The sequence below is a fragment of the Motilimonas eburnea genome (assembly GCF_021295345.1).
In the GTDB taxonomy this organism is placed as follows: Bacteria; Pseudomonadota; Gammaproteobacteria; order Enterobacterales; family CBDFNC01; genus Motilimonas; species Motilimonas eburnea.
The window spans coordinates 23,339-39,620 of sequence record NZ_JAIMJB010000010.1; the positions used below are offsets into that span (position 1 = coordinate 23,339).

Consider the following 16,282-nt stretch of genomic DNA (forward strand, 5'->3'; position numbering starts at 1 on the left):
AAATAGCCCTTTACTTTACCTTATTGCTAATGACTTTATCTTATTGCTAATTACTTTATTCTCTTTGATGTCAAATTATTAGGGATCAATATCCGTACTTTCCTGCACACTCACGCTGGCGTGATTCACGTGACGTTGAGGTGCAGCATTAACCACGCAGTCACGCCCTTGCTGTTTACCTTGGTATAAGGCTTGGTCCGCTAACTTGAGCAAGCCTGCTGGGTCGGTGCCTTGGTGTGAATCCGTTAGACCAATGGTAATGGTTAACACATCGGGTTGCTCCGCTTGATATTTCAAATTCAAGGCTTTAATTCCTTGGCGATACTTTTGTGCCACCTTAAACGCGTCGCTGGCAGATGTATGGCGCAAAATCACCGTAAACTCTTCTCCACCATAACGAAATACAGAGTCTTGTCCTTCTCGTGCTAACTGAGTCAAACACGTCGCCACTTGTTTTAAGGCCTCATCCCCCCCATCATGACCTTGTAAATCATTAAACTTTTTAAAGTGATCCACGTCTATCATCATCACGCTGAACACCACACCAGTCCGCTCGCAGAGCAAGGCTTGTTGTGCAAGCTCTTGTTCCATAGCACGCCTGTTCGCTACTTGAGTTAAAGGATCTGTTAAGCCCAAGCGAAGCAAAGAATGCTGTAACCGACGTTGGCGATTTTCAAATGAAATGGTGATGATTAAGATAATCAAGCTACTGAGTATTAACCAAAGGGTACGGGATGCTGTTTTACCTTCACTCCAGTTGCTCACGGTAAGATCTAAGTCGCTCACACCGTAAAAATAAAAAACAAACCACACCACGACCCACAGCATGGTCGTCAACACCGCAAGGCCTGCACTGCCCATCAGTACAGCAAAAAGTGGAAACAGCGGAATTAATGGGCTGTAGTGACTGTTGGCCCCACCCGATACCAATTGCATGGGTACCAACATCAGCATGCATAGCCCTAACACTAAGCTCGCACTGTGAGCCAGCCACCAGCCGCGGCGCAATGCCCACCATAAGGCAAACAGCAAAACACTATTAACATAACCAGCAATAAGAAAAAACTTAGGCAAGTCAGCAACGAAAGGACGAAGTAACGTCACCACTAGCACACACGTTGCCAATAACAAACAAACCCGTATGTTTAAGTCATATTGTATTGACTCATCCACGGTTGCTTGCGGCTCAAGTAAGCTTAGGCGAATAAGTTGTCGCTCAATCCATTGCAGCATGGTTGTCCCCCAATGTCCCCAATCAACTTGAAGATGCATGTTTCAGAAAGAATTTACAGGTTGATTGGGTATAAAAACCTCACTATTTGAGTTCACGGGGGCCGATGTCCACCCCTTGCCCCTGTGGCCTCGGGTTACCCTCTATGTCGCGCTCTGGCACCCCAGAAAATAGAATAGTTGAATCTGCTGGCAAACCGAGATCAATTCCATTAAATGCCGTTATATCAGTCACCGCACCTGTACTTAACTCAAGCCCCGTGGGGGTTTCACATATATCATTAGTACCATAGGGGCAATATGGAAAACCGCCGCTGAATTTTATGTCGCCCGCCACTAAATTATGGTCGATAAAATACTGCAATACGTTATCCGGATCCGATTCAGTATAGATGTAAAACGCATTATCACCAGGGGTTGACGCTTGCGGCTGCCCTATCACCATGTTGTTATATAGCGCTAACTTATTATCCTTGGTGATCTTAGCTCGGCGCTGACCACTGCCCAACGAGATCAAGCCATCACCTAAACCGGTGACATAGTTATTAACCAGCACCCCTTGGGCAGCATCGGTAGCCAAAGATAATGACAAGGTCACTCCTGAGGCGCGACAATGGGTTAAATCAGCCAGCTCTTGGCGTCCTTGAAACCAATTGCATTCACCATTTAGCACACTGTTTGCAATCAGCAATTGCTCACCGGCCAGTTTCACTTGATTGCCCGCATTGGCATAGGCTTGCAATCCATAGAGATACACGTTGCCATCATTGTTATACAGCAAATCAAGGCCATCGGACGAGTTATGGTGGATACTGCCTCCCTCAAACACCCAGTTGCCTCCGGTATCACCCGTGCCTAAACCATCACCATAACCACCGGCACTTTGCCCCCAACAGCCACGATAACTGCCATCAAGTTGTTCAATGCAGCCATTCCAAGCAATTTCACTGTGCTTAAAGTGGATCAGCCCGCTACTTTTAGCACTGGGATGCCCGTCACCTTCCCACCCAACCCAAGCGTTGCCAATGATTTTAGTTTGCTCAACACGCACATCTTTAATTCGAGGCGCCACTATACCGGCGTTGGCTAAGCCATGAATGTTCAGGTTTTTAAGTAACACGTGACGGGCATCAGCAGCATACACGCCTGTACTAGCCCAATCGCCTTGTGGCACGGGATCATTGATTCTGGTACACGCCTGTGCCTGTTGCTGATATAAGGCATGCTTTGAGTGACTGGGAGCCGCAAAGGCATGCAAATGAAACTCTCCACATGCCTCACCATCGGTGACTTCAAAGCAATTCACTTCGACAAATTCAGCCTGTGCCAAATTAATCACTCGCTTAGCTCGCTCAACCCCGAGTAAACGCGGTGGTGTGGAGCAGCCTTGTTGCCAAGACTCACCATATATCCGCGTTGGCTTGGCTTGGGTACCGGGCGGGATCCCTTGCATATAACACTGCCAGGGCCAATTTTCATTACAAGCAGTGAAGCGGGAGCCATCATACAATGCATTGCTTCGCCCCATCTTATAGGTGCCCTGAGCAACCCATACGGACTCACCGCCTTGCATATTGGCAGGCTCTCCTGGGGGCAGTAGCTCAAGTAAACTCGACAAGGCACACGCCTGGTTTTCACCCGTCCCCGGATAAGGTTGATTTGACTTACCGTCACATTGGCCCCACTGACCACCATCGGGACGAATGTACCAATCAAAGGCTGCCTGTGCCTCATTTAAGCTGGTGGGAATAATCGCATCGGGTAGCATCACTCCAAGATCGTAACCAACCGAGGGAAGAGAACCAATCGGCTCGTTTGTTGGCTCAGCTGTTGGTGCTGTTGTGGGCAAGGATGTTGGCTCAACCGTTGGGGTCACCGTTGGGGTCACCGTTGGGGTCACCGTTGGGGTCACCGTTGGGGTCACCGTTGGGGTCACCGTTGGGGTCACCGTTGGGGTCACCGTTGGCACCATGGTCGGTATAACAGGTGTTGCGTCATCACTGGTATCGTTTTGACTCGATTGTTGGCTGCCTCCACCACCACAGCCACTCAATGTAAGCAATAGAGCGGCAATAAGCCACGTATTTTCCTGAATAACACCTTTTTGTAATGCTTTAACCCCGCCCATCTCTTACCACTCCTAAAAATATGCAACTTTGAGCATATCGGTTTGACCCAATAACAACAAGTAGGGGATCGCGCAGTTGTGCATCGCGCAGGAATAAAGTAAGCCTCTCTAATGGCAGAGCCTAAGTCCACACATATCGGCATTGATATTGCAAAGCATCTGACACGCTTACTTGTTAGCCCCTAAGGATCGCAATATGCAAAATCCCGTGTTTTTATTACTCGACAGTCGCCAGTTTGGCGGCATTGAAAGCCATGTGTTAGAGCTAGCAAAAGGCCTTAAGCAAGCAGGAGTGGCGGTGCATGTCGTCTTGTTACAAGACTACGCCACGGTACATCCCCTCGAACCCTTATTGCAACAGCAACTTATCCATTGTCACAAGCTCACCAGCCCCTGCTCTGGCTTGATCAGCTTAATCGCTTTATACCGGCCCAGCTTGTTTCATACCCATGGCTATAAAGCCGGGATAGTGGGCCGCTTGTTAGGCTTGTTATACCAAGTTGCCGTTATCAGCAGTTTTCACGCCGGCGAAAAACCCAAAGGTAAGCTCGCGATTTATGACTTTATTGATCGCTACAGCGCTTGTTTGGCGCAGCAACGTATCGCCATTAGCCCAATCATAGCGAAACGCCTGCCCTTCACTAGCCATGTGGTCAATAACTTCCTCAGCCACGCCCCAACCGAGATCAGCCAAGGCTTGCAAATTGCCTTTGTTGGCCGGCTCAGCCGAGAGAAAGGGGCTGACCGCTTTGTCGATTTAGCTCGCTTGTTTCCTCAGTATCCCTTTCACGTTTACGGTGATGGCCCTGAGCGGGCGCATTTACAAAGCATGGCCAGTAGCAATGTGATCTTTTATGGTCAACAAGAGATGGCCAAAATATGGCCCAAGATAGGCATACTGGTGATGCCTTCACGCTATGAAGGCTTGCCGATGGCGGCCATTGAAGCCATGATGCATGGGATACCTGTGTTAGCGTATGATGTCGGCGCGTTAAACAAGCTGGTCCACCATCAAGTTAACGGCTACCTTATCCCCCCTGCACAGCATGGGCAAATGCAGATGGCGCTAGGCCAATTCCTAGGCTTACCTCGCTCACAAAAACAATCGATGCAACGGGCAGCAAAATCCCAAGCACGTAAAAACTTCAGCGCAAAAGCCATTTTGCCCCAAATCATGAACTTGTATCAACAAGCTATCCAGCGCACTCCATAAGCCAATGCACTCTGCATTGCAGTTTGCATTTGGCTTAAACACCATAACATAAGCAACTGATTTTAATAACATAATAATTGGCCCCGGAATTGCTCCTAATACCAGAGTAAATGACTCATCCCCTAGGAGCGTGCCATGACCCAGCCACTAAATAAGTTCCTTGATAAGTTCTTTGATAAGCCCTCTGATAAGCGCATCAAGGATCCCGATGCGAAGCATCAAATATATGTTCTCTTTATGCATTATGGCGACAACTGGCTTCGTGGCAGTGAAATTTGCCTCTTGAATCTGATGGCCCATCTGCCGTCGCCATTCGTGGCCGTTCTTTGGTGTAATCAGCCTTGCTTGGTAGAGGCAGCGAAGCAAAGGGGGATCTCTCATGCTTATTGCAGCCCATCGATGCAGCTCAATTGGCGCAATCTACAACGGGCACAACAGCTCTGCTCTGACCACCCCATTATGTTGATTCATGCTAACAGCGCCGCCCCCGTTAAATTAGCCAGTGTGATAGCGAGGCAACAACAAGTGCCGCTACTGTGTCATTTACATGCGCGCTACCCGTGGTATCAACGCTGGGGGTTTGGCCTACCATGGTGTAGCGCATTAGCGGGCGTCAGCCAAGCCGTCACGGCGCAGTTACATTATGATGGCTTTTCGGCTCAACAAGTACACCTTATTCATAACGGCATAAATTGCCAGCAACTGCTTAATACCAAGCCCAAACAAGGCAATCTAAAACATCAATTAGGGCTCGCACCATCGGATTATTTGCTGGTCAGTGTTGGTTCATTGATCAAACGTAAGGGGATGGATCAGCTGCTATATGCCTGCGCCAAACTGCGTCTTCAAGGAATACCGGCTCACCTTGCGATCATTGGCTCAGGCCCAGAGCTGGATTCGCTGCAAGCTCAAGCCAAGCAGCTCAACATAGCCTCCCATGTCACCTTTTTAGGCGAGCAAGACAATGTAGTGGGACTCATTTCAGGCGCATGCGATGTGTTTGTCTCTGGTGCTCGCGAAGAAGTATTTGGCTTAGTGCTCGCAGAAGCGGGATTGGCTAAATTAGCGGTAGTGGCCCCGGATGTCGGCGGCATCAGTGAGGTGGTCGAGCATCAAGTAACCGGGTTACTTTACCCAGATGGCGATATCCCAACCTTAGTTAAAACCCTTACCCAGTGCTACTTTGCGCCCAAATTGCGTCATCAGCTAGGGGCGAATGGCTACCTTAAAGCACGCCAGCACTTCGACATTAGCCATCACTGTGATCGGATTAGCCAAATTTATTTTCAACTACTTAACCAACCTAACGCCAAACAGGCATGGCATACACATTGGCCCAGCTCACAACAGCTTTGGCAAGCTGTTAATCATATTAAACAATTACTTAAAACACGTATTCAATGCCGTATCGCACGGCTATGGAGAACGGCATGAAAACATCAACACCTTTGGTTTGGGTTTTTGATCCGATCGATTTTCATGGTGGCTCAAAAGTGGCCACCGCTCACCTATTAAGCCAACTGCCACGCCACTACCAGATCAGGGTGATCACCAGTCACGCCAAGCACTGGCAGACATTGGCGCAAGCGAAATCAAACTATCAATGCATGTCGCTTTGGCAACCTAAATGGCTGAGAAGCTGCGAACAAGGTTGGCGCTACTTTGCTCGGCATTTGTTTTTGGCTTTGCAATTACTTTGGTTACGGCTTCTTAGTGGTCGCCCTGAATTATGTGTGGCAGCTTCTGGACCCGGCGTTGACTTGGCGCTCTATCTTATTGCTCCCTTACTCAAGTGCCCCTTGGTGCAATGTGTCCATGGCCCTGTGGCAACATCCAATACCATAGCTAAAGCCCTGCAGCGCTGTGATTTACTGTTTTATCTTGCGGCCACCAAAGCATCTCTCATTGAGTGTTTGAGTCTTCGAATGACAGAGCAGCAAGCTGAAATATTTTTGGCACAAGAGCACTGTCACCTAATGCAAAATGGGTTATCCAGTCATTTCTGGCCGCGTGCAAATCATGATGACGCAAAAGGCGTACTGTGGGCAGCATCTTTGTTGAAATGGAAAGGACTCTCGTTGTTACTTAATGCCGCTAAGCAACTGCCCACTCCCATCCCTTTTACTGTTTGTTACATACGCCCTCAAAGTAGCCAGCTGGAGGTAGAGCAAGCCCCTGTCAACTTGCCTTATTTTCAATGGCACGAAAACCCCGCCGAGTTGGATGAAATACGCGCACAACACAGGATCTTTGTTTCCACCAGTCAACAAGAGCCATTTGGGCTATCTATTTTAGAGGCCATGGCAGCGGGTTTATGTCCGGTGATCCCTGACGACGGAGCATGGTGGCATCAAGAATTACGCCATGGTCAAAACTGCATTGTTTATCAAGCCAATAATCCCGAAGATCTTGCCAAGCAGTTGCATTACTTAGAACGGCATCCAGACAAACAAATTGAAATTGGCCAAGCAGCTCAACAAGTCGCTCAGCAATACCGCGCCGAAGTATGTTACCGCCCCTTGCTAATGAAAATGCTCAGAGCCATGGTCTGGCAACACTTAATAGGGGGCCGCTATGCTGCTCACTAACCTAAACCACTCGTTACACCAAGTGGTTACTCGCTATCGGCCCATACTGAATCAAACCTTATTTTATGGCGCCAGCATTGCGCTAATGAAAGGCATCTCATTATTAATGTTACCTTTTATTGCCCATCAACTTGAGCCAGCCGAGTTTGGTCGCTTGGAAACCCTCACGACACTGGCCATTTTGTGCAGCATTATCTGCGCAGCTGGGTTAGAAGACACCCTTTACAAGCACGTGGGGTTTGCTAAAACTAGGGCAGAAAAGCGCCAACAAGCCGCCAACATTTATGGTTTAAGTATCTGCTTAGCCGGACTTACCTTGATTTTATTACCTGCAATCGGCCAGCTTGCTTGGCGGCTTTTGCCCGGTGATATCGCCTTGTTAGATATTCAGCTTATTTTATTACAGGTCGCCTTAGAAGCATCCATCGCTGTTCCTCTAGGGTGGCTCAGGCTGAAAGATAAAGCGTCATTGTTTTTCGCCTTCACTGCGGGCAGGGCGTTAGTTCAAGCCTTGTTAACCCTAGCGCTGCTGCACTATATGGGTGGCATTCGCAGTATCTTACTGGCGGGTTTACTTACCGCAGCCCTACAAGCTATAGGGTTGGGGTATTATCAACTCAAAAGCAGTGGCATTGCTTTACAACCTAGCCTGATTCGCCCTGCCACTCTCTATGCCCTGCCGGTGATCGCCAGTGGCTTAGTCAATTTTCCATTATCAGGGTTAGATCGCTGGTTAATTGCAGCCTACAGTACAGAAGCCACCCTAGCGAATGTAGCGATTGCTGCCAAGTTTGCCCTTGCCGCCGTGTTGCTGCTGCAGCCCTTTACCATGTGGTGGTCACCAAAACGTTTTACTGTTTTGGCGGGCGCAAACGGCCGAGAACAAACACTAAAGTGGCAAATGCTGGGATTAGGTTTACTGTGCTTGATTTGCCTAGCTGTTGCCTTTATCGCCCCGCTGTTAATGATTGAATTACTGCCGCAGCAGTATCATGGCGCGATCGCTGTGATGCCCTACTTATTGGCCGTTGTTTTTTTCAAAGAAGCCTGCGAGCTGGTGAATATTGGTTGTTTCAGTGGTGCTCGGACGCAAACCCAGTTCACCATCAATGCCTGTTGCGCGATCTTATGCGCCACATTGATGTGGTTAAGCTGCGTCGTTTGCCAATGGTATGCCCCTGATGATGCCAATTTAGTGATGATCATGGTATTGGTAAGCTTAATGATTGGCCAGTTAATCCGCTTAGGACTCTTTTTTTACTATAGTCAGCGAGCCGAGCCACTCAATTACCCCAAATGGCGGTTAGCCCTGGCGGGCTCGTTAACCTTGGCCACTTTATTTGCTATTGCCAGTTTATCGAGCGTCTCTGCTCGTGCGGGCATAGCATTGATTTTATGTCTACTATTAGGATTTGTTTGGAAGCTGAAAAAGCCACTCCTATGGCAACCACAGGTGCAAAACGATGCCTAGCAACCCTCATCTAACCAATAGCAAACGCTGGCAGGTAACATTAGCCTGCCTTTGCTGTGCTGTGTTGGCTATGATTTGGTGGTTTGCGCCTCACCCATTGATGGCTGTTGCCCTCGCCATTGCACCTTTAGCTGCGCTGTTTGTCCTTAACGTCCCATTTTTCATGGTGGTCCTGTTTGTTGCCTTCTCATTTTTCCGTCTTCACGAAGTGTTCCCAGCCCTTTATAACCTTAAAATTCCGTTAATGCTCTCCCTCGGTGCCATTGCTGCTTTGGCTTGGCATTTATTAGTGAGTCAACAAATACGCCCGTTTTGGACAAAAGAATTGAGTGTCATCAGTGTATTTTTTGTTTTGGTGATGATTGGTGTGGTGTTTGCGGGTAACCGTCCGGTCGCCATTGCCTACTTTAACAATATCTATTGGAAAATTGCCCTGATGACCTTTGCCATTGCCTGGCTAACACGCGAAGCTAAGCATTTTTCTTTCGCTTGCCATGTCAATGTTATCTCTGGATTATTAGTCGCTATCGTGGCCCTGAATAACAAGGCTAATGGCATAGGTTTAGTAGAAGAAACCCGCGTGACCATAGGCCGAGAATTGGGCTCTGTATTAGGGGATCCCAATGATCTGGCCTTAGTCATGATGTTTCCTGCCGCCTTTGCTACCTCACTCTTTGTCTCGCCTAATATGAGTAAAACCTCAAAGCTATTAGGGTTGATTGCCTTGATCACCATTTTTTGCGCCGTCATTGCAACCCAAAGCCGAGGAGGATTGTTGGGCATCGTAGCTGTGTTAGCTGTGTTTGGTTATCGTTATATTAAATCTAAAGCTCTGCTGGGTGCTATTGGTGCCATTGGCTTACTGCTGTTATATGTGGTCGCGGGAATATCTGATCGCGCTTCCGGTGGCGCGGCCGAGTCAGGTGTGGACGAATCAGCCATGGGCCGTCTATACGCGTGGGAAGCGGCTTTTAATATGGCTTTAGATCACCCTATCCTTGGTATGGGACTCGATAACTTTTATTACAATTATTACTACTATAGCCCGCATTGGGATGGCCTCAACCATGCCGTTCACAGTACTTGGTTTGGGGTGTTAGCAGAAACGGGATTTGTTGGCCTTGGCGTGTTTGTCTATATGATAGTGGTAATGATACGCTCTTCGCTCCATTCTTTAGCTTTGATCCAGCAACAACTTGATACGGTTCCACCTGCCATTTTTGCCAGTGCCCAAGCCATTTTTGCTGGCTTATTAGGCACAGTAGTATCGGGCACGTTTTTAACTCAAGGTTTTACTTGGCCTATTTATATCTTGGTCGCACTGGTTGCCGCCATGAGTCAGTGGTGTCGCTGTCACTTGCCACAAGAGGCTAATCAGTAAGCATAAAAAAAGCAGCCGAAGCTGCTTTTTTATTAGAAGAAAAGTTGATTACTTCTTCTTAACCGCTTTTGGGTTAGGAAGGTCGGTAATTGAACCTTCGTAAACTTCAGCAGCTAGGCCCACTGACTCGTGTAGAGTTGGGTGAGCATGGATAGTGAGGGCGATGTCTTCAGCATCCGCGCCTAGCTCAATTGCTAGACCGATTTCGCCAAGTAGCTCACCTGCGTTGGTACCCACAACCGCACCACCGATAACACGGTGAGTGTCTTTATCAAAGATAAGCTTAGTCATACCGTCAGAGCAGTCAGATGCAATTGCACGACCTGAAGCTGCCCATGGGAATACCGCTTTCTCAAAGTTGATGCCTTGTTCTTTCGCTTCCTTCTCGGTTACACCTACCCAAGCCACTTCAGGCTCAGTGTATGCAATCGATGGGATCACTTTAGGATCGAAGTAGTGCTTCTTACCTGCGATAACTTCAGCCGCTACGTGACCTTCATGCACACCTTTATGTGCCAGCATAGGTTGACCTACAATGTCACCAATAGCGTGAATATGAGCAACGTTAGTACGCATTTGCTTATCAACTTCGATAAAGCCACGCTCAGTGACATTAACGCCTGCTTTTTCAGCATCTAGGCTGAGACCGTTTGGTACACGACCCACCGCAACTAATACCGCGTCGTATGCTTTTGGCTCAGCAGGTGCATTCTTACCTTCAAAGGTAACGTAAATCGCATCTTCTTTGGCTTCAACCGCAACCACTTTGGTTTCAAGCATGATGTCGAATTTCTTCTTCACGCGCTTGGTATAAACTTGGATGATGTCTTTATCGGCAGCGGGAATAAGCTGATCAGCAAATTCAACAACGTCGATGTTTGAACCCAGTGCGCTGTACACTTGGCCCATTTCTAGACCGATAATACCACCACCTAACACAAGTAGACGCTCAGGAACGGTTTTCAGTTCTAGGGCACCCGTAGAGTCCCAAATACGTGGGTCATCATGTGGGATAAATGGCAGTTTAACTGGGCGAGAGCCCGCTGCGATAATCGCGTTATCAAAGTTAACCGTGGTTTTACCGTTTTTGCCTTCCACTTCAATTGAGTTAGGACCGGTAAATTTACCTAAACCTTCAACCACTTTAACTTTACGCATCTTAGCCATACCGCCAAGACCGCCAGTTAGCTGGCTAACTACTTTGTCTTTCCAGATACGAATTTTGTCGATATCTGTTTGTGCTTCACCAAAGATAACACCGTGCTCGGCAAGGGCTTTGGCTTCTTCAATTACTTTTGCAACGTGTAACAAGGCTTTAGAAGGAATACAGCCAACGTTAAGACATACACCACCTAAGGTAGAGTATTTTTCAATTAACACGGTTTCCAAACCTAAATCTGCTGCGCGAAATGCGGCAGAGTATCCGGCTGGGCCGGATCCTAGCACAACGACTTGTGCTTTCACTTCGTTACTCATTCTGGCCTCTTATTCTGTTGGCTTGTCGGGGTACAAAAATCCCAACAAGTTTACAAGCATGTTAAGAAAATGGAAGTAAAAAGGTCGGCAAACGCCGACCCCTTAACATTTACAGTACTAATTTACGTAAATCAGACAGTAAACCATTAATGGTGGTGATAAAACGCGCACCGTCGGCACCATCAATCACACGGTGATCGTAAGAAAGAGCCAGTGGAACCATTAAGCGAGGCGCAAACTCTTTGCCATTCCATTTTGGTTTCATTTCTGACTTAGACACACCTAAGATAGCCACTTCTGGTGCGTTCACGATTGGCGTAAACTGAGTACCGCCGATACCGCCAAGGCTAGAAATACTCATCGAGCCGCCTTGCATGTCTTTGCCGGTTAGCTTGCCATCGCGTGCTTTCTTAGAGATCTCAGCCAAATCACGGCTTAATTCATGGATGCCTTTGTTGTTAACATCTTTAACTACGGGTACCACAAGACCGTTTGGCGTATCTACCGCAACACCGATGTTGATGTACTTCTTGTAGATGATGTGCTCACCATCTTCAGCCAACGAGGTGTTAAATTTAGGATGCAGCTCAAGGGCCTTAGCCACCGCTTTGATGATGAAAATCAGCGGGCTGATCTTGATGCCGTTACCGATTTTCGCATTCATCGCGTTTTCGCTTTGACGGAATGCTTCTAGATCCGTGATATCTGCTTCGTCAAATTGGGTTACGTGTGGAATGGTTACCCAGTTGCGATGTAGCGCAGGACCAGAAATCTTCTGGATACGCGACATTTCAACGGTTTCTGTTTCACCAAACTTAGTGAAATCAACCTTAGGCGCTTTAACCACTTGTAGACCGTTACCGCCACCCACAGACGTCGCCGCGGTCGCTTTAGGACGTGATAGCTCGTACTTCACATACGCTTGTACGTCTTCTTTGATGATGCGCGATTTACGACCTGTGCCTTTAACCTTAGTTAAATCAACCCCAAATTCACGCGCTAGACGGCGCACTGAAGGCGAAGCATGCACTAAACCAGAGCCCTTTTGCTCAGCCGCACTTGGGTGGTGCGGTACTGGCGGCGGCTTAGGCGCGGCTTGTTGCGGGGCAGCTTGAGCTGGCGCAGGCGTTGCTACAGGAGCCTCGGCAGCAGGAGCTGCTGGAGCACCCGCTACCGTCACTTCAACCACAGCCACTAAGGTGCCTTCAGATACCTTGTCACCGACATTAATTTTTAACTCTTTAACCACACCCGCAAACGGTGCTGGCACTTCCATTGACGCTTTATCGCCTTCAACGGTAATTAAACCCGCTTCTTCTTCGATGGTATCGCCAACCGCAACCAATACTTCAGTCACTTCAACTTCATCACCACCGATATCTGGCACTGTGACTTCTTTTAGCGCTGTGCTTGATGCAGCCGCTGGTGCCGCTGCCGCAGGGGCTGGTGTAGCCTCAGCAACAGGAGCTGGAGCCGCGGCCGGAGTAGCAGGTGCAGCTGCGCCCGACTCAACAACAACGATTAAAGTGCCTTCAGAAACCTTGTCGCCAACTGCAACTTTGATTTCTTTCACGACGCCGCCAAAAGGAGCCGGTACTTCCATTGAGGCCTTATCGCCTTCAACAGAAATCAAACCTTGCTCTTCTTCTACGGTGTCGCCCACAGCCACTAGAATTTCAGTGACGTCAACTTCATCCGCGCCAATATCTGGCACGGTGATTTCGCGTAGCTCGCTAGCACCCGCAGGAGCCGCTGGCGAAGCAGCAACCGGAGCTGGCGTTTCAGCCGCAACAGGTTCAACAGCCGGTGCCGCGACACCGCCCGCCGCTTCTACAGTAATGATTAGGGTGCCTTCAGACACTTTATCACCCACCGCGACTTTGATTTCTTTAACCACGCCACCAAATGGCGCAGGCACTTCCATTGAAGCCTTGTCGCCTTCAACTGAAATCAAACCTTGCTCTTCTTCGATGGTGTCACCCACGGCGACTAGAATCTCGGTTACATCGACTTCGTCTGCGCCAATGTCAGGAACCAGAATTTCTTTAATATCAGACATTCTCTTATTACCTATTGTTATGCGTGCAGTGGGTTAACTTTGTTAACATCAATGTTGTACTTAGCGATAGCGTCAGCCACAGCCGACTTCTCGATGCTACCTTGTTTAGCTAGCTCAGTCAGTGCCGCTACAACCACATAAGAAGCGTTAACTTCAAAGTGACGACGTAAGTTCTCACGGCTGTCACTGCGGCCGAAGCCGTCGGTACCAAGCACCTTGTATGAGCCAGGTACGTAAGCGCGAACTTGATCAGCATATGCCTTCATGTAGTCGGTTGCCGCTACAGTTGGTACGCCTGCTTCAAGTACGCTAGTAATGTAAGGTACTTTTTCTTCAGCCAGCGGGTTTAGCATGTTTTCACGCTCAACCGCTTGACCGTCACGCGCTAGTTCGTTGAAAGATGTTGCACTAAATACCGTTGCATCTACGCCGTAATCTTCGGCTAGGATACGTGCTGCTTCGCGCACTTGTAGCATGATGGTACCTGAGCTTAGAAGTTGGATCTTAGCTTTACCTTGACCTTTCACTTCATCTAGCTTGTAGATACCTTTACGAATACCCTCTTCCGCACCTTCTGGCATGGCAGGTTGCTCGTAGTTTTCATTCATTACTGTGAGGTAGTAATAAATGTTTTCATTGTCTTCGTACATGCGCTTCATGCCGTCTTGAACCACAACAGCAAGCTCATAACCGTAAGTTGGATCGTAAGTGATACAGTTCGGGATCACGTTGGCTTGAATGTGCGAATGACCGTCTTCGTGCTGTAGACCTTCACCGTTTAGGGTAGTACGACCTGCCGTACCACCAATCACGAAACCACGTGCTTGTTGGTCACCTGCTAGCCATGCCATGTCACCAACACGTTGGAAACCAAACATAGAGTAGTAGATGTAGAATGGGATCATCGGGCTGTTGTTGGTGCTGTAAGACGTTGCCGCCGCTAACCAATCCGCTTTCGCGCCTAGCTCGTTGATGCCTTCTTGTAGTACTTGACCCTTGATGTCTTCTTTGTAGTAAGCCACTTGGTCTTTATCTTGTGGCGTGTACTTCTGACCTTGACGCGAGTAGATACCCACTTGACGGAATAGGCCTTCCATACCAAAGGTACGCGCTTCATCAGGAATAATCGGTACGATACGCTTACCGATTTGCTTATCTTTAAGCAGCACGGTTAGGATACGCACAAACGCCATGGTGGTTGAAATTTCACGACCATTAGAGCCTTTTAATACCGCATCAAATGCGTTTAATGGCGGCGTTGGCATGTCGATATCAGAATTAATGCGACGCTGTGGCAAGAAGCCTTTTAGTGCTTCGCGACGCGCCTTCATGTAGCGCACTTCTTCCGAATCTGGGCCTGGATTGTAGTAAGGAATATTCGGTAGATCTTCATCAGAAATTGGAATGTTAAAACGATCGCGATAGTGTTTGATCGCCTCGATGTCCATTTTCTTCACGCCGTGAGCGATGTTTTTACCTTCACCCGCTGCGCCCATGCCGTAACCTTTAACGGTTTTCGCTAGAATAACCGTTGGACGGCCTTTAGTTTCTGCGGCTTTTTTGTAAGCTGCGTAAACCTTGTATGGATCGTGACCACCACGGTTTAGACGCCAGATGTCTTCATCTGACATGTTAGCAACCATTTCTGCGGTTTCAGGGTGTTTACCAAAGAAGTGCTCACGGGTGTAAGCGCCGCCTTTAGCCTTGAAGTTTTGGTATTCACCGTCAACGGTTTCTTCCATTAACTGCAGTAGTTTACCTGACTTGTCTTGGGCCAATAGCGGATCCCAGTAGCGACCCCAGATAACCTTGATCACTTCCCAGCCTGCGCCGCGGAAGGTGCCTTCAAGCTCTTGGATGATCTTAGAGTTACCACGTACCGGGCCATCTAGACGTTGTAGGTTACAGTTGATAACGAAACATAGGTTATCTAGACCTTCACGAGCCGCCATGCCGATGGCACCTAATGATTCTGGCTCATCACACTCACCGTCACCTAGGTAACAATAAACGCGTTGCTGTGAACAGTCTTTAATGCCGCGATCCGTTAGGTATTTTAGGAAACGCGCTTGGTAAATCGCAGAGATAGGACCTAGGCCCATGGATACCGTTGGGAACTGCCAGAAATCAGGCATTAATTTAGGGTGTGGGTATGAAGGTAAGCCCTTGCCGTCTACTTCCTGACGGAAATGGTCAAGCTGCTCTTCGGTCAAGCGACCTTCTAGGAAAGCACGCGAGTAGATACCCGGAGAAATATGTCCTTGGAAGTAAACTAAGTCACCACCGTCTTGCTCATTTGGACCACGGAAGAAGTGGTTAAAACCTACATCGTATAAGGTTGCCGAAGAGGCAAAGCTTGAGATGTGACCACCTAGGTCTAAGTCTTTTTTCGATGCACGTAACACCATAGCTAATGCATTCCAGCGCACGATGGCGCGAATGCGACGCTCTAATACCATGTCACCCGGCATATGCGGCTCTTGACCCGGTGGAATGGTGTTAACGTATGCTGTGGTCGCATCAAACGGTAAATGACCACCGCTACGACGTGTTTTATCAGCAAGTTTTTCAAGTAGGTAGTGAGCACGCTCAGCACCTTCTTCTGAAATGACCGCTTCTAAAGCCTCTAACCATTCCGCAGTTTCCTGTGGATCGAGATCTTGCTTCTGGATATCTGACATGGCAGTTTCCTATATGTTATTCACGATAACGTGACTGCTTTGGCACGTACAAACG

At 48.3% G+C, this 16,282-nt stretch carries 10 protein-coding genes; 5 read left to right on the top strand and 5 right to left on the bottom strand.

The genetic code is table 11. The features are described 5' to 3' along the window. Nucleotides 1-78 precede the first annotated feature (78 nt). Both K6Y21_RS11260 and K6Y21_RS11265 read right to left on the bottom strand, forming a co-directional pair. Entirely contained in the window at nucleotides 79-1,233 is a 1,155-nt protein-coding gene (locus K6Y21_RS11260) for a GGDEF domain-containing protein (protein ID WP_233071950.1), read from the bottom strand. 82 nt (nucleotides 1,234-1,315) lie between these two features. Next, complete coding sequence (locus K6Y21_RS11265; protein WP_233071951.1) at nucleotides 1,316-3,358, bottom strand: hypothetical protein; 2,043 nt, start codon at nucleotides 3,356-3,358, stop codon at nucleotides 1,316-1,318. 196 nt (nucleotides 3,359-3,554) lie between these two features. Between K6Y21_RS11265 and K6Y21_RS11270 the strand changes: the two genes are divergently transcribed. The 5 genes from K6Y21_RS11270 to K6Y21_RS11290 all read left to right on the top strand — a co-directional run bounded on the left by K6Y21_RS11270 (nucleotide 3,555) and on the right by K6Y21_RS11290 (nucleotide 10,011). Then, the gene (locus K6Y21_RS11270; protein ID WP_233071952.1) at nucleotides 3,555-4,571 is read left to right on the top strand and encodes a glycosyltransferase family 4 protein; all 1,017 of its coding nucleotides are present in this window, start codon (nucleotides 3,555-3,557) and stop codon (nucleotides 4,569-4,571) included. Nucleotides 4,572-4,706: 135 nt separating this feature from the next. Beyond that, on the top strand, nucleotides 4,707-6,005 hold the full coding sequence (locus K6Y21_RS11275) for a glycosyltransferase family 4 protein (protein WP_233071953.1): 1,299 nt from the start codon (nucleotides 4,707-4,709) through the stop codon (nucleotides 6,003-6,005). Then, nucleotides 6,002-7,159: a glycosyltransferase family 4 protein gene (locus K6Y21_RS11280; protein ID WP_233071954.1), complete on the top strand. Its 1,158-nt coding sequence runs from the start codon at nucleotides 6,002-6,004 to the stop codon at nucleotides 7,157-7,159. The genes K6Y21_RS11275 and K6Y21_RS11280 overlap by 4 nt, the downstream gene beginning before the upstream one ends. Further along, entirely contained in the window at nucleotides 7,146-8,630 is a 1,485-nt protein-coding gene (locus tag K6Y21_RS11285) for a lipopolysaccharide biosynthesis protein (RefSeq protein ID WP_233071955.1), read from the top strand. The genes K6Y21_RS11280 and K6Y21_RS11285 overlap by 14 nt, the downstream gene beginning before the upstream one ends. Continuing rightward, complete coding sequence (locus tag K6Y21_RS11290) at nucleotides 8,623-10,011, top strand: O-antigen ligase family protein (RefSeq protein ID WP_233071956.1); 1,389 nt, start codon at nucleotides 8,623-8,625, stop codon at nucleotides 10,009-10,011. Before K6Y21_RS11285 ends, K6Y21_RS11290 begins: the two co-directional genes overlap by 8 nt. A gap of 48 nt (nucleotides 10,012-10,059) precedes the next feature. On the opposite strand, the gene lpdA is transcribed toward K6Y21_RS11290, so the two are convergent. The 3 genes from lpdA to aceE all read right to left on the bottom strand — a co-directional run bounded on the left by lpdA (nucleotide 10,060) and on the right by aceE (nucleotide 16,227). Further along, the gene (gene lpdA, locus K6Y21_RS11295) at nucleotides 10,060-11,487 is read right to left on the bottom strand and encodes a dihydrolipoyl dehydrogenase (RefSeq protein ID WP_233071957.1); all 1,428 of its coding nucleotides are present in this window, start codon (nucleotides 11,485-11,487) and stop codon (nucleotides 10,060-10,062) included. A gap of 109 nt (nucleotides 11,488-11,596) precedes the next feature. Then, the gene (gene aceF, locus K6Y21_RS11300) at nucleotides 11,597-13,546 is read right to left on the bottom strand and encodes a pyruvate dehydrogenase complex dihydrolipoyllysine-residue acetyltransferase (RefSeq protein ID WP_233071958.1); all 1,950 of its coding nucleotides are present in this window, start codon (nucleotides 13,544-13,546) and stop codon (nucleotides 11,597-11,599) included. 17 nt (nucleotides 13,547-13,563) lie between these two features. Further along, on the bottom strand, nucleotides 13,564-16,227 hold the full coding sequence (aceE, locus tag K6Y21_RS11305; protein WP_233071959.1) for a pyruvate dehydrogenase (acetyl-transferring), homodimeric type: 2,664 nt from the start codon (nucleotides 16,225-16,227) through the stop codon (nucleotides 13,564-13,566). Nucleotides 16,228-16,282 lie beyond the last annotated feature (55 nt).